Genomic DNA, 12,721 nt, shown 5'->3' with positions numbered 1-12,721 from the left:
CGTGGTCCGGCCTTAAGCCGGTGTGAGGATGCGCAGGCGCCGCAGCAGCCCGGCGGCGGTGGGCTGGGCCAGCAGCAGGTACACCAGCAGCGGCAGCCACGGCGCCCGGTAGCGGCTGAGCGTGCCGAGGTTCGGAGTGCTCAGGCCCACCAGCGCGGCCATCAGCAGACAATACAGCACCAGTACCAGCGCCACCAAAAAGGGCAGCGGCGCCCCGCGGCGGCGCGCCCAGTCCGCGGCGGCCAGGCCGGCCAGCAGCAGCAGCCCCAGGTTTTCGAGGGCCGCGAAGCCGTAAAACACGGTGTCGCCCTCCCAGGCGAAGGGCCGGAACAAGGTACTGGCAATGGCCTTGGGCGTGTGCCGCAGGATGCTTTCGGCCGTGGGGGCCAGCTCGGGCAGCGCCACGTGCGGCCGCCCCAGCGACTTTTGCCGCAGGGCCGAATAGGTGCGCGTGAGCTGGCTGGCGAACTTGTTGAAGCGAAACACCGGGCTGACTTCGCCCGCGCCCCAGGCCCCCGCAGCCAGCAGCCCAATCAGCAGCAGCGCCTGCCAGCGGCGCCGCCGCAGCGGCCCGCCCAGCTGACTCACGAAATGCACCGCCGCCAGGGCCAGCAGCAGGGCCAGCAGCGCCCCGCCGAAGAAAAAGCGCATCTTAAAACTCAGCCAGGTGCCCAGCAGCGCCCCCGCGGCCCACCCCCAGCGCCGGGTGCCCACCGGGCCGTAGAGCAGCAGCAGCACCGCGGCCAGCAGCAGGGCACTGCCCGCCAGCAGCAGGCTTTCCTTGGTCACCCCGCTCGACCAGTACAGCGCCGAGGGCCAGAGCAGCAGGCTTACCACGGCCGCGCCGCGGGTGCCCGGAAACAGCTGGCTCAGCACGCGCACCAGCGTCCAGCACGCCCCGAAGGCCGCCAGCGAGAGGTACAGCGCCTGCAGCAGCAACGAGTCGCCCGTCAGCCAGCCGAAGGCCGACAGCAGCTTCATGAAGAAGAAGGTGTTGGAATAGCCGTGAAAGACCAGGTGCCGCTCGCCGAAATGAAACTCGTCGGTGGTCAGCATCTGCAGCCACTGGTCCGGCGCTGCCCAGAGCTGCGCGGCCATTTGTCCCGACCAGAGGTGGTAGTACCACGCGTCGTCGGTGGGGCGGATGGTGCTGACCGCGCCGGCCAGCAGCCGCAGCGCCAGCGTAGGCACCACCAGGTAGCCTAAGCCCGGCAGACGGCGCTGGGCCCGCAGCCAGCGGTACAGCCCCCCGAGCACGGCAGCATTGGCAACGAGCAGGAGCAGAAGCTTCACGAAGCGGACGGGGGCACGTTGCGTTGGAGGATGCGGCTGCCGATGGCGCATTGCAGGCAGCGGCGCGGCTGGCAGTAGCCGCGCTGCAAAGCTAGCAGCCCCTGCGAGTCGGCCGCGCTGCGGTGCTGGAAGCGCAGAGCTTCGTAGGGCGCCAGCACGCTGTTTTGCTCGCGCGGCAGCTGGGTAAGCAGCTCCACGGCCGCCTCCACGCCTTCCCGGTCGCCGAGGCTCTGGGCGTGGGCCACGCGCAGGGGCACCACGGCATTGCTGATGAGCAGGTGGGCGCTGCTGCGGCCCAGCGCCGGCACCTTGGCCGCCGCCACCCCAGGCCGGTAGTGCCGCTGCCAATACGCCCCCACCGGCGCCAGTAGCATGCGCTCCAGCGTGGGCACGTCGGGCGCATCGAGCAGGGGCTGAAACAGGCGGGGCTGGGCCTGAACCAGGGCGGCGAGCTGGGCCAGCCGCACCGTGGGAAAGTTGGCGGGCCGCAGGCGCAGGAAATTCCACTCGTGCGGGGCCAGGGCGGTGCGGTGCAGGCCGTACTTGTGGGCCAGGAAATCGTACTCGCGGCGCAGCTCGGCGCAATACGCATCCGGAGCCTCGGCCGCTGCCGGCAGCAGCCCGGCCTGCCCGAACAGCAGCGCCTCGGTCTGGCGCGGCTCGTGGCGGTGGCGGCGCAGCACGGGCAGCGGCAGGGCCTGGGCCAAGCGGGTCAGCGGCTCGGTGTTCTTCTTGAAGCCGAAGCCCGCGGCCAGCACCTGCCAGGCCGTGGTTTCCCAGTCGTGGCCGCTTCGCTCGTGTAGCTCCTGCACCGCGGCCGCTTTCTGCTCCACGCGCTCCAGCAGCACCCGCTCCACCATCATCAGGCGCGTCACCTCGGGCACGGTGGGCAGGGCGCCGGCGCAGGGCAGCAGCTGCGGGTTGTCGGCCGCCATCAGCGCTTCGTAGGCGTAGAGCAGGCTGGGCACCAAGCGCGGCTGCAGGGCCAGGGCGGGCACCTCGCTGCCGTCGGTGCGGCGCACGGGCTGATCGGCCACGTGCACCACGTGCAGGATTACCTGGTCGTACTTCCGGTCGGTCTGGTGCTGGTGGCGGTGCCAGTCGGAGGCGCGCAGGTGAATTTCCACGGCGCCGTTCCACTCCACCTCCCCGATCATCAGGCGGGCGCCGAGGAAGTCGGGGCCGGCGTCGGCGTTGCGAAAACCGGGCTTAAGCACTACGATAGGTTCGCCCTGTTCGGTGCGCAGGCTGGCTTTGTCGAAATACTGGTGCTGCCAGACGTAGTGGAGAAAATCTTCCTGCATAGCGGATAAGGATAATAGAATACAACTGCTTCAGTTACTGTTGCCGGGCCGGCACCCACGCACGAATTTTCTGGTTTATCAGCGCTATATCGTCCCGCTCGCGCAACAGCACAAGGGCGGCCGCCTGGTCGCGCATACCCGGCACGCTGTTCCCTAATCCCCACTCCGCATCCGCCGCCTGGTAATATAATTCCGGCATCATTTCCCTGACGAACAGCGAATTAGACATACCATACACTTTCCCGCCGTCTTGGAAATGAATCCTGATTAGTGAGCCGAATGCTTCCACCCGGTCGAATTCCCCCGGCTCCTTTACCTCGCGCCCGAACAGGCGCCGGACTTCGATGCCGCCCGGGGTCAGCGCGACTTGGGCCAACCGGGTGCTGAGCCAGCCGAAGCCCAGAGCGGCCCCGCCAAACAGCACTAGCCCTAGTGCGCCGGGCCAATTTTCACTTACCACGGCACCCAGGAGGAAAATAACAGTCGTTGTCAGCAACAGAGCGGCGGTGCCAAAATAGATGCGCATCAGCCAGATAGAAGTAGTTACAAACTGTCGGTCGGATTGATAGGTCATTGGTAAAATATTGGCTTAAATCTGCCGATAAGCTACACATTCGGCCGCACAAAAACACCGCGGCCCGCCTCCGCCGAAATGGCAGAAGCGGGCCGCAGGTAGCATCAGCCGAAGGCTTAGCGCAGGTCAATGACCTTCACGCCCTTGTACTTGGCCTTGTCGAAGGTGAAGGTGGTGGCGTCCACCGGCACGTTGGGCTCAAACTTCTTGATGGCGAAGGTGTAGCGGTTGCCGTTCTTCTTAAACATCTTCCAGCTCTTCACCGACTTATCGGCCTGGCTCACATTCAGGCGCACTTTGTACACTTGGTTGTTGTGGTCCTCGGGCGAGAGTTCAATCACGTCGCAGGTCACGCCGCCTTCCTTGGTAGTGCCGGCGTAGGTGTACTTGTAGCCCTTCTTGTAGAGCGAGTAAATCTGCGAGGGATTGATTTCCTGGTCGTCCGAGGGGTCGTACTCCGAGATGTTCACCTCGTTTTCCGACTTCATGTAGGCCCACATGGTCTTGCCGTCGTTGATGACTTCCTGGCCGTTGACCTTGAGGCGAAACTTGGTGCCGCTTACCAGAATGTCGCCGCTCATGTTTTCCTTCACCTTGGCCGTCTGGTTTTCCAGCGTCTGGGTGAACGAGGCCTTGAACGCCTTCATGGCCTGGTACTTGGCGCTCATCTGGTCCAGAATCTTGCCGGCTTTGGGGTCCTGCTGCGCGGCGGCTGGCTGTACAAACGAAGCGGCCAGGGCCAGCAGGGCAATAATTTTTTTCATGGGAGAATGGGGGGAGTTCGGAAAGGAACTGCGCCTATGAGACGTACAAAACGCGGGATTGTTTAAAAACGCTCCCGGAATCTTCATTTTGTCAGTTCGCAGGTCGCAGGCGGCTTACTTGGGAAGCGTATTCAACAACTGTTCCAAAGCGTATTCGTCCGGAATAAGTACCTCCCGCGCCTTGCTGCCCTCGAAGGGCCCCACGATGCCGGCGTGCTCCAGCTGGTCGATCAGGCGGCCGGCGCGGTTGTAGCCCAGCTTGAGCTTGCGCTGAATGAGCGAGGTACTGCCCTGCTGGTGCAGCACGATGACGCGGGCCGCTTCCTCGAACATGGAGTCGCGGTCCGTGGGGTCGAAATCGGAGTCACCGCCGCCGGAGTCGCCGTCGGCGCCGGCTACTTCGGGCAGCAGGTAGGCATCGGGGTAGCCCTGCTGCTCGCCCACGAAGTCGCAGAGGCGGTCCACCTCCGGCGTGTCGATAAAGGCGCACTGCACCCGGATGATGTCGGAGCCTTGCGAGATAAGCATGTCGCCCTGGCCCACCAGCTGGTCGGCGCCGCCGGCATCGAGGATGGTGCGCGAGTCGATTTTGCTGGTCACCTTGAAGCTGATGCGGCAGGGGAAGTTGGCCTTGATGATGCCGGTAATCACGTTCACCGAAGGCCGCTGCGTAGCCACAATCAGGTGAATGCCGATGGCGCGGGCCAGCTGCGCCAGGCGCGCAATCGGCGTCTCGACTTCCTTGCCGGCCGTCATCATCAGGTCGGCCAGCTCGTCGATGACCAGCACGATGAAGGGCATGAAGCGGTGGCCCTTCTTCGGGTTCAGCCGCCGCTCGATGAACTTGCGGTTGTACTCCTTCAGGTTGCGGCAGCCGGCGTCCTTGAGCAGGTCGTAGCGCCGGTCCATTTCCATGCACAGCGAGTTGAGCGTGTGCACCACCTTCTTGGTGTCGGTGATGATGGGCTCCTCGGTGTCGGGCAGCTTGGCCAGGAAGTGCCGCTCGATCTTGTTGAAGATGCTCAGTTCCACCTTTTTCGGGTCGACCAGCACAAACTTCAGGTGGGCGGGGTGGCGCTTGTAGAGCAGCGAGGCCAGAATCACGTTCAAACCCACCGACTTACCCTGGCCCGTGGCCCCGGCCATCAGCAGGTGGGGCATCTTCGCCAGATCGACCACGAACACCTCGTTGGTGATGGTGCGGCCAAAGGCAATGGGCAAATCCATTTCGGTGTGGGCGAACTTCTCGGTGGCAAATACCGAGCGAATCGACACCATTTCCTTCTTGGTGTTCGGCACCTCGATGCCGATGGTGCCCTTGCCCGGAATCGGGGCGATGATGCGGATGCCCAGGGCCGCGAGGCTCAGCGCAATGTCGTCTTCCAGGCTCTTGATTTTCGAGATGCGCACCCCGGCGTCGGGCACGATTTCGTAGAGCGTGACCGTGGGGCCGATGGTGGCTTTGATGGAGGCGATGTTGATGCCGTAGTGGCCCAGCGTCTCCACGATGCGGTCCTTGTTGGCTTCCAGCTCCTCCTTGCTCACCTGGGCCTTGGGCACGCCGTAGTCGTTGAGCAGCTCCAGCGTGGGGTATTGGTAGCGCGAGAGGTCCAGCGTGGGGTCGTAGTTCACGTTGGGCATCTGCTCGGCGTCCTCGTCTTCCTCCGAAATGACGGCCATGTCGGCGCCGGCCGAGGGGTCCAGCTCGCCGGCGGGAGCTTTTTCGATGCGCAGCTCCGGCTCAGGCGCTACTTCCACCTCGAAGGCCGGGCCTTTGGCGGGCGTAGCTGCAGTCGTGGGCGCGGGCAGCGGCGCATTATCATCGGTCAGGTCGGCCAACGACAGCGGCGTGGGCACGTTGGACACGCGCGGCGTCGGGGCCGCCACCGGTTCGGTCGTCGGGGCTTCGATGGAGAAGCTCGGGCCGGCGCTGAGGGCCGCGGCCGTCGTGGTAGCGGCCGTGGCGGCAACGGCCGGAGCCGTAGCGGCGGTGCTCAATCCGCCCATAGCCAGCGAGGCAGCGGCCGTAGCCACGCTGCCCGTCGCCGCGGCCGGGCTGACTTCCCAGGGCGGCGTGTCGTCCTCCCCTTCCACCGTCAGGGCCAGGCTGGGGCGCGCCGGGGCGGGCTCCGGCTTCCCGGCGGGGCGGGTTTCGACGACGGGCGCCGTAGCAGCGGGCCTGGGCACCTCGGCCACCGGTCCAACGTTGCGCACGGTAAAGCCCAGGTCACTGTCGGGCTCCTCGTCCTCGTCGTTGTCGTCGGCTGCGGCCACCACGGGGCGGGCCGGGCGGTTCACGCCCGACTGGGCGGCCACGGCGGGCTCCAGCTCATCTTCGTCGTCCAGGCCAGCGCCGCGGCGGGGCAGGTTGATGGTGGTGACGTTGAAGAAGCCCACCACGAAGGAAATCAGCAGGAAGGCCAGCAGCAGCACCGTACCCCAGCCGATGAGGCTGTCGAGCCACAGCGCGGCCTCGTAGCCCACGCGGCCGCAGAGGAAGTCAAGGCTGTGGGCGGCGCGCGGGTCGGTGCCGGGCGTTTGCAGCGTCAGCACCAGGTAGCCCAGCAGCATGCTCAGCCAGAGCATGGCGAAAAGGCACACGGCCGTCACGAAGCTCAGCGAGACTTCCTGGCGCCGGAACACGATTTTGTAGCCGGCGGCAAAGGCTACCGGAATCAGGGCGAAGGCGGCAATGCCGAAGCCCTGCTGAATCAGCTTGTAGGACAGCCAGGCGCCCATCAGGCCCAGCCAGTTGCCGGTTTCCTGCCCGGCTTCCTTCACCGTGGTCTGGCCCATGCCCTCCACCACGCTCTGGTCGGCGTGCCCGGTGAAGAGGTAGGAAAAGAAGGCAATGGTGAGGAACAGCGAGAAAATCAGGCAGAAAAAGCCGGCAAACAGCTGAAAGCGGCGGTCCTGCAAAAAGCTCAGGGCGCCGCCGAAGTTGGGCAGCTTCAGGGGCTTGCGCGGGGCTTTGGGCGCGGCGGGCGCGGCCGGACGGCGCGGCTCCCGGGGGGGCGCCGGGGCCGGGGCGGCTTCAGCCTTCGGTTGATTGCGCGCCGGGCGGGGTTCGTTCGTGGCGCGGGGAGCCGGGCCGCTGGCGGGTTTGTAGGTATTCTTTGCCATTCAGACGCACTAAAGGGCCGAAATTACGGGGTTGGAGGACAATGCGGGAATGATTGACTGACTGCATGATTGATTTCAGCCGGAACGTCAGGCAGTTGCGCGGCTAAAATTCTTAGCCCACCGGCTGCTTCTCCTGCGTCATCAACGCTGATACGGCCTCTGTCTTGCCTGCTCGTTGCGCAGTCATCCAGTCATTCGCTCATTCAATCATTTCATAAATATACAAACCCCAGTACGCCCCGGGCCCGGTGAAATAGCCCACCGACCGCAGCCCCGCTTCCGCCGGCCGCGCCAGCCGCGCTGCCGACAGCACGTAGCGCCCGCCCAGCCGCCGGAAAGCCGCGGCATCGAAGCGCCAGTGCTGCACCGTGAGGCTGTCGCGGCGGGCTACGCGGAAGTGGCGGCCCAGCTCGGCCGAGAACAGGTAGCAGCGGCTGCCCCAGTCGTCGAAGTAGCGCTGCAGCTCGGGGCTGCGGGCCAGCTCGCCGGCAATCAGCGGGCGAAACCGGTGCTTGTAGCTCAGCGGGTAAGTACTCTGGTAACTGTCGAGGGTGTAGAAGCCGCTGAGCTGGGCCACGGCGGGCGGCAAGCCCAGGCAGGCCACGCGCCAGCGGGCGGCGGGCTGCCCGCTGCGCTGCTCCAGGCGCTGGCGCACCCGCGTCAGCAGCTCGGGGGCCAGAAACTGCTGCCAGCTGGGCTCGTGCGCATCGGCCCGGCCGGCCCAGCGGCGTAGGTTCTGGCTCCACTCGGGATTCTGCGCCAGGCCCAGCAGTAGCTGCAGCGTCACCAGGCCGGTGCGCAGCCCGCCGGCGGGCAGCTGCCGCAGCGCCAGCACCCAGAGGCCAAACCAGAGCAGCGGGGTGAGGAAGTGAAAGCGGCTGAGGTTGAAGGCACCGAGCGAAGGCGCCAGGCGCTGCACCGGGCCCATCAGCTGCGGGTAGAAGCCGCAGAACACGGCCAGCAGCACCAGGCCCGCCAGGGCGCTCATCGTGCCGGCTTCCCAGCCCCGGTCGGTTTCGGCGCGGCGCCAGCGCCACCACGCGGCCACGGGCAGGGTGAGCAGGATGATGCCCCGGAAGAAGCGGCTGGCGTGGTACTGCCCCCACATAAAGTACTGCCAGGAGCTGAGGATGCCCGCTTTCAGGCCCTTGGGCGTCAGCTCGGCCAGCCGGAACTCCACCCGGTGCGGCACAAACTGCGGCCGTAGCAGCGTGCTGCTGAGCAAGGGCCACTCCACCACCACGTAGCCCAGGGCCAGCACCCCTACCCCACCCCAGGCGGCCAGCGGCAGGCGGCGCCTCCGCAGCAGGTCGGCCAGCAGCAGCAGGCCGAAGCCGGCCAGCAGGAAGAAGCCAGCCAGCACCAACATCGACCAGAGCGGAAACAGGGCCAGCGTCAGCCAGTCGTGCCACCGGCCACGGCCGGCGCGCAGGTTCAGCAAAGCCAGCGCGGGCCAGGGCGTGCCCAGGGCCGAGAGGCCGTACATCGAGTGCATCGGCAGCACGGCCCAGGCCAGGGCCAGGGCGGCGGCCAGCGGGCGGTCCTGCGGACGGCGCAGGCCGTAGCGGCGCAGCAGCAGGTACAGGCCCAGCAGGGCCGTGGCGCGCACCAGCAGGTCGTTGGTCCAGTAGGCGGCCAGCGGGGGCAGCAGGCTGAAAAGGCCCACGGTCACGTTCAGCCCCGGGCGCTGGGCGCTGCGCGGCAGCCCGTTCATAATGGCTGGAATGGTGGCCTCGGGGCGGTAGTCCAGGGCCACGCCAAAGCGGTGCAGCAGCACCGGCACGCTTACTTCGGCGTCGAGGTTGTCGTCGAGGATGACGTAGCTATCGGCGCCGCGCAGCAGGATGGGCAGCCACAGCAGCAGCAGGGCCAGCAGCGCCCAAAGCACGGGACGGTGGAAAACGGGCGGGGTCGGGGCACTCATGCGGCGCAAAGGTCGTAGCCGAAGCCAACCTTTTCGCGAGTAGCACGCTTAAATACAAAAGCAGCTGCCAATTCTCCATTTTTACATCCTATCCTCGCCTTATGCGCCTGCAAGACCTGTACAACCGCAGCGAACAAGTGTACTGCTCCATTCACCACGACCCGGTCGACCGGTGGCTGTATGCTGCCTGGGAGGGCTTCGTGCCCACCGATGACGCCGAGCGCGGCGCCGAAGCCTACCTATCCTCCCTGCGCCACTTCCCCTCGCCCTGCCTGCTCAACGACAACAGCCGTCAGTCCGGGCCCTGGTTCGATTCGACGGCGTGGCTGGAGCACATCTGGGCCCCGACGGCTACGCAGCTGGGCTTGCGCTACGTAGCCCACGTCACACCGCCGTACTTGCTCGCCGCCACGGCCGATGTGGCGGCCCGGCGGCCCTTCGGCGAACAGTTCGAGCTGCAAATTTTCGACGACCTGGACCAAGCCCGGCACTGGTTGCGCAGCCAGCAGCTCACCTTGCGATAGGACGCCTGACGTTAGCACAGGGGGGCGCCGTCTGGCGACGTGTCCCTCGACCGCCCGATTGGTGCCGTCAACAAAAAAACCCGATCGGCTGACCGGGCTTTGCAACGTTGCGCGCCTCCGCGGCTACTGAATAACCGATTCAGTAGCCACCGTGGCCTGCATTTCGTAGCCAGCCGGAATGGTGGCGTCCTTGCCCTTCTTGAGCAGAAACAGCGGGCTGACCACCACGGCCAGCGCAATGGTACCGCCCTTGGTGTCCTGCCCGTTCTGGCCCACGCCGCTGCCTGTCAGCGGTATCATCTGTCCGTCGACGGCCTGCACCACCGTGGGGCGAATGGCCAGGCTGCCTTCCTTGCCGAGCCCTTTGCGCTGCTCGGCCGTTACTACCTGCGCGCTGCCCGGGGCGCCGGCCTTGATGACGGCCCGGCCGTTTATCATCACGTCGTATTTCACCCGCAGCGTCACGCTCTGCCCCAGCTGCGCGTCCTTTGACGAGAGCGGGTTGCTGGTTTCGAGCACCACCAGAGTGCCCGCTTTTAGGGTGGTGCGTTTGGTTTTCTGGGCCAGACCGGGCAGCGTCAGCATCAGTACCAGCAGGCAAGTCAGCAAGATGGACAGACGATTCATGGCAGTTGGAACAAGGAAACACCAGGCTGCAGATGCCAGCAGGCAAAACAGCTGCTAGAGGCTGGAAAGATAAAATACTACATATTATATCCAAATAATTTCAAGCAAAATACCATTAAACCAATAACCAGCCGCTGCTCAGCTGCGCGGGTGAAAAGCGGTAATGACTTGGCGCAGGTAGTCGCGGTCGAGGTGAGTGTAAATTTCGGTGGTGGTGATGCTCTCGTGGCCGAGCATTTCCTGCACGGCGCGCAGGTCGGCCCCGCCCTCGATGAGGTGGGTGGCGAAGGAGTGGCGGAAGGTGTGCGGGCTGATGACCTTGTCGATGCCGGCCTTAGCGGCGGTGTCCTTGATGATGTTGAACACCATCACCCGCGAGAGGGCCCCGCCGCGGCGGTTCAGGAAGATGATGTCCTCGGAGCCGCGTTGCACCTCGAGGTGGCAGCGCACGCCTTCCAGGTACAGGCCCACGTGCTTGAGCGCGTCGCGCCCGATGGGCACTAGGCGCTCCTTGGAGCCCTTGCCCATCACCCGCACAAAGCCCTGGTCGACGTACATATTCGAGAGGCGCAGCCCTACCAGCTCCGACACGCGCAGGCCCGAGGAGTACAGCACTTCCAGCATGGCCCGGTTGCGGGTGCCCTCGTTGGTGCTCAGGTCGATGGCCGCCAGCAGCTGCTCGATTTCCTCGTAGCTGAGCGTGTCGGGCAGCTTGCGCCCCAGCTTCGGCGACTCCACCGTGTCGGTGGGGTCCTGCTGGGCCAGGTCTTCGATGAGCAGAAACTTGTAGAAGGCCCGCAGGCCCGAGAGGGTGCGCGCCTGGGAATTGGCCGTCAGCTCCAGCTCGCTCAGCCAGGCCAGAAAGTCGCGGACGATGCCGCTGGTCACCTGCTCGGGCCGGGCCGGCAGCTTGCGGATTTCCAGGTACTGGCGCAGCTTGTCCACGTCGCGCACGTAGGCCTCGATGGAGTGGCCCGACAACGACTTTTCCAGCCGCAGGTAGCCTTCAAACTGTTTCAGGGCAAGGTTCCAGGTAAGCGCCATACCTGTAAAGGTAGCTCGGAAACGTGCCGGCGCCGGTTTAGCCGCCCCAAGTGGCGAAACCGGCGCCTGGCTTCGGGCAGGCTTTCAGCCTGCGTGCAGCACCTGGATATCTATTCGGCTCGTTGCCGGCCCGTTCGACGCAGGTTGCAATCCGGCTTGATGGTCGGCACCGGTTACGCCGCGGCGCGGCTAAACCGGCACCAGCCGGACGGCAGCCTAATCGGCCGGGTCCACGTCGAAGCGGCCCGACTCCACCCGGATTTTGCCGCCGGTGGCCGAGGTGGCCGTGAAGGCGAAGGTGCCCGACACGATGGTGTAGGGCACCACCTGCCCGGTGAGCGAGCCGGTGCGGGTGCGGTGCTCCACCTTGGTGATGATGAGCTGGCCCTGGTCGGCGGGCCCGGCGGTGAAGGTTTCCATGTTGGCCCCGTCGTTGTCGCGGCGCCAGTAGCTGGCCGTGAAGCCGTTGCCCAGCGCGTAGGTGCCCGGCACGATGTCGGGGGCGCTGACGGCGAGGTTGAATTCCTCCCAGCCGGGGGCGTCGTCGTGGTCGTCGGAGGCGCGCAGGGTAAAGCTGCCGGGGTTGTAGTCGGGGTGCAGCGGGGGCAGCAGCGTGTGGTCCGACTGCGGCAGCCACACCTTGTCGTCGAGCAGGCAGCCGAAGGTGCCCTTGCCCTCCTGGGTTTCAGCGGGCAGCTTGGGCTTGATGGCGTCGGCGACTTTTTTGCAACTACTGTTCCCCAGCAGGGCCAAGGTCAGCAGGGGCAGCAGGAGCGTACGGCGCAGGCGCGGGGCGGGCAGATTCATGGCACCAAGGTACGGCGGCCGGCGCCGGGCCCAAATCACATCTTCGGGTGGTCTGACTTTACAACGCCCGCTTCCGGGGGCCCGGCCCGCGAGTAAATCAGGCCCGGCAGCGCTGCAAAGCAGTTTTTACGCCGGTTTGGGGTAGACCCGACGCCCGCGCCGGTGACGGGCCCGATGGGTTGGGCCGGCGGGTTAGTTAAACCGCCGTCCGCGCTGCATCTTCGCCCCATGCAAATTCTGATTATCAACGGCCCCAACCTGAACCTGCTCGGCCGCCGCGAGCCGGGCATCTACGGCACGCGCTCCTTCGAGGACTACCTGCCCGAGCTGCAGGAAGCCTTTCCCGACTTCGCCATCGAGCATTTCCAGAGCAACCACGAGGGCGCCCTCATCGACAAGCTGCACGAGGTGGGCTTCGCCTACCACGGCATTGTGCTGAACGCGGGCGGCTACACCCACACCAGCGTGGCCCTGGCCGACGCCATTGCGGGCATCAACACGCCCGTCGTCGAGGTGCATCTCTCCAACCTGGCGGCCCGCGAGGAGTTCCGCCAGCGCAGCCTGATCGGGCGGCACTGCGTGGGTTCCATCAGCGGCTTCAAGCTGGAAAGCTACCGCCTGGCCCTGCAGTACTTCCAGAACCAGCGCCCCCGGCGGGTGGGGTTTAAATCGGGGAATTGACCGAGCCGACGGCCGGTGCTGTCATCGGCTAGTATTACCGCCGGCACGAATCCGTT

General features: G+C 65.8%; 11 protein-coding genes. 2 read left to right on the top strand and 9 right to left on the bottom strand.

The window, feature by feature from the left end:
* Positions 1–12: 12 nt before the first annotated feature.
* The 6 genes from DLM85_RS02955 to DLM85_RS02930 form a co-directional block, all read right to left on the bottom strand.
* Positions 13–1,293 carry a hypothetical protein gene (locus DLM85_RS02955; RefSeq protein ID WP_111476565.1) on the bottom strand — a complete coding sequence of 427 codons (1,281 nt, stop codon included), beginning with the start codon at positions 1,291–1,293 and terminating at the stop codon, positions 13–15.
* Positions 1,290–2,597: a DUF2851 family protein gene (locus tag DLM85_RS02950; RefSeq protein WP_111476564.1), complete on the bottom strand. Its 1,308-nt coding sequence runs from the start codon at positions 2,595–2,597 to the stop codon at positions 1,290–1,292. The genes DLM85_RS02955 and DLM85_RS02950 overlap by 4 nt, the downstream gene beginning before the upstream one ends.
* A 34-nt stretch (positions 2,598–2,631) precedes the next feature.
* Positions 2,632–3,171: a hypothetical protein gene (locus DLM85_RS02945; RefSeq protein WP_111476563.1), complete on the bottom strand. Its 540-nt coding sequence runs from the start codon at positions 3,169–3,171 to the stop codon at positions 2,632–2,634.
* 116 nt (positions 3,172–3,287) lie between these two features.
* Entirely contained in the window at positions 3,288–3,935 is a 648-nt protein-coding gene (lolA1, locus tag DLM85_RS02940; protein ID WP_111476562.1) for an outer membrane lipoprotein periplasmic chaperone LolA1, read from the bottom strand.
* A gap of 114 nt (positions 3,936–4,049) precedes the next feature.
* On the bottom strand, positions 4,050–7,058 hold the full coding sequence (locus tag DLM85_RS02935; protein ID WP_111476561.1) for an FtsK/SpoIIIE family DNA translocase: 3,009 nt from the start codon (positions 7,056–7,058) through the stop codon (positions 4,050–4,052).
* Positions 7,059–7,257: 199 nt separating this feature from the next.
* Complete coding sequence (locus DLM85_RS02930) at positions 7,258–8,982, bottom strand: DUF6044 family protein (RefSeq protein WP_133256857.1); 1,725 nt, start codon at positions 8,980–8,982, stop codon at positions 7,258–7,260.
* Between the two features lie 101 nt (positions 8,983–9,083).
* On the opposite strand from DLM85_RS02930, the gene DLM85_RS02925 reads away from it, so the two are divergent.
* Positions 9,084–9,506 (top strand): STAS/SEC14 domain-containing protein, encoded by a 423-nt coding sequence (locus DLM85_RS02925; protein ID WP_111476559.1) that lies wholly within the window; start codon positions 9,084–9,086, stop codon positions 9,504–9,506.
* Positions 9,507–9,629: 123 nt separating this feature from the next.
* Here DLM85_RS02925 and DLM85_RS02920 read toward each other — a convergent pair whose 3' ends face one another.
* The 3 genes from DLM85_RS02920 to DLM85_RS02910 form a co-directional block, all read right to left on the bottom strand.
* Positions 9,630–10,133, bottom strand: a complete 504-nt coding sequence (locus tag DLM85_RS02920) for a hypothetical protein (RefSeq protein WP_133256856.1) — start codon at positions 10,131–10,133, stop codon at positions 9,630–9,632.
* Between the two features lie 138 nt (positions 10,134–10,271).
* On the bottom strand, positions 10,272–11,177 hold the full coding sequence (gene xerD, locus DLM85_RS02915) for a site-specific tyrosine recombinase XerD (RefSeq protein WP_111476557.1): 906 nt from the start codon (positions 11,175–11,177) through the stop codon (positions 10,272–10,274).
* Positions 11,178–11,393: 216 nt separating this feature from the next.
* Positions 11,394–11,984 (bottom strand): Riean_0653 family protein, encoded by a 591-nt coding sequence (locus DLM85_RS02910; protein WP_111476556.1) that lies wholly within the window; start codon positions 11,982–11,984, stop codon positions 11,394–11,396.
* Positions 11,985–12,212: 228 nt separating this feature from the next.
* Here DLM85_RS02910 and aroQ point away from each other — a divergent pair, with 228 nt between their 5' ends.
* Positions 12,213–12,665 (top strand): type II 3-dehydroquinate dehydratase, encoded by a 453-nt coding sequence (aroQ, locus tag DLM85_RS02905; RefSeq protein ID WP_111476555.1) that lies wholly within the window; start codon positions 12,213–12,215, stop codon positions 12,663–12,665.
* Positions 12,666–12,721 lie beyond the last annotated feature (56 nt).

Source organism: Hymenobacter edaphi (assembly GCF_003258365.1).
GTDB lineage: Bacteria > Bacteroidota > Bacteroidia > Cytophagales > Hymenobacteraceae > Solirubrum > Solirubrum edaphi.
This window is presented reverse-complemented; position numbering and strand designations above follow the sequence as displayed.

What these genes read in the sequence shown, in the direction of transcription:
- DLM85_RS02950 (WP_111476564.1), bottom strand. Translation starts at nt 2,597, where the DNA reads ATGCAGGAAGATTTTCTCCACTACGTCTGGCAGCACCAGTATTTCGAC.
- DLM85_RS02945 (WP_111476563.1), bottom strand. Translation starts at nt 3,171, where the DNA reads ATGACCTATCAATCCGACCGACAGTTTGTAACTACTTCTATCTGGCTG.
- lolA1 (WP_111476562.1), bottom strand. Translation starts at nt 3,935, where the DNA reads ATGAAAAAAATTATTGCCCTGCTGGCCCTGGCCGCTTCGTTTGTACAG.
- DLM85_RS02935 (WP_111476561.1), bottom strand. Translation starts at nt 7,058, where the DNA reads ATGGCAAAGAATACCTACAAACCCGCCAGCGGCCCGGCTCCCCGCGCC.
- DLM85_RS02930 (WP_133256857.1), bottom strand. Translation starts at nt 8,982, where the DNA reads ATGAGTGCCCCGACCCCGCCCGTTTTCCACCGTCCCGTGCTTTGGGCG.
- DLM85_RS02925 (WP_111476559.1), top strand. Translation starts at nt 9,084, where the DNA reads ATGCGCCTGCAAGACCTGTACAACCGCAGCGAACAAGTGTACTGCTCC.
- DLM85_RS02920 (WP_133256856.1), bottom strand. Translation starts at nt 10,133, where the DNA reads ATGAATCGTCTGTCCATCTTGCTGACTTGCCTGCTGGTACTGATGCTG.
- xerD (WP_111476557.1), bottom strand. Translation starts at nt 11,177, where the DNA reads ATGGCGCTTACCTGGAACCTTGCCCTGAAACAGTTTGAAGGCTACCTG.
- DLM85_RS02910 (WP_111476556.1), bottom strand. Translation starts at nt 11,984, where the DNA reads ATGAATCTGCCCGCCCCGCGCCTGCGCCGTACGCTCCTGCTGCCCCTG.
- aroQ (WP_111476555.1), top strand. Translation starts at nt 12,213, where the DNA reads ATGCAAATTCTGATTATCAACGGCCCCAACCTGAACCTGCTCGGCCGC.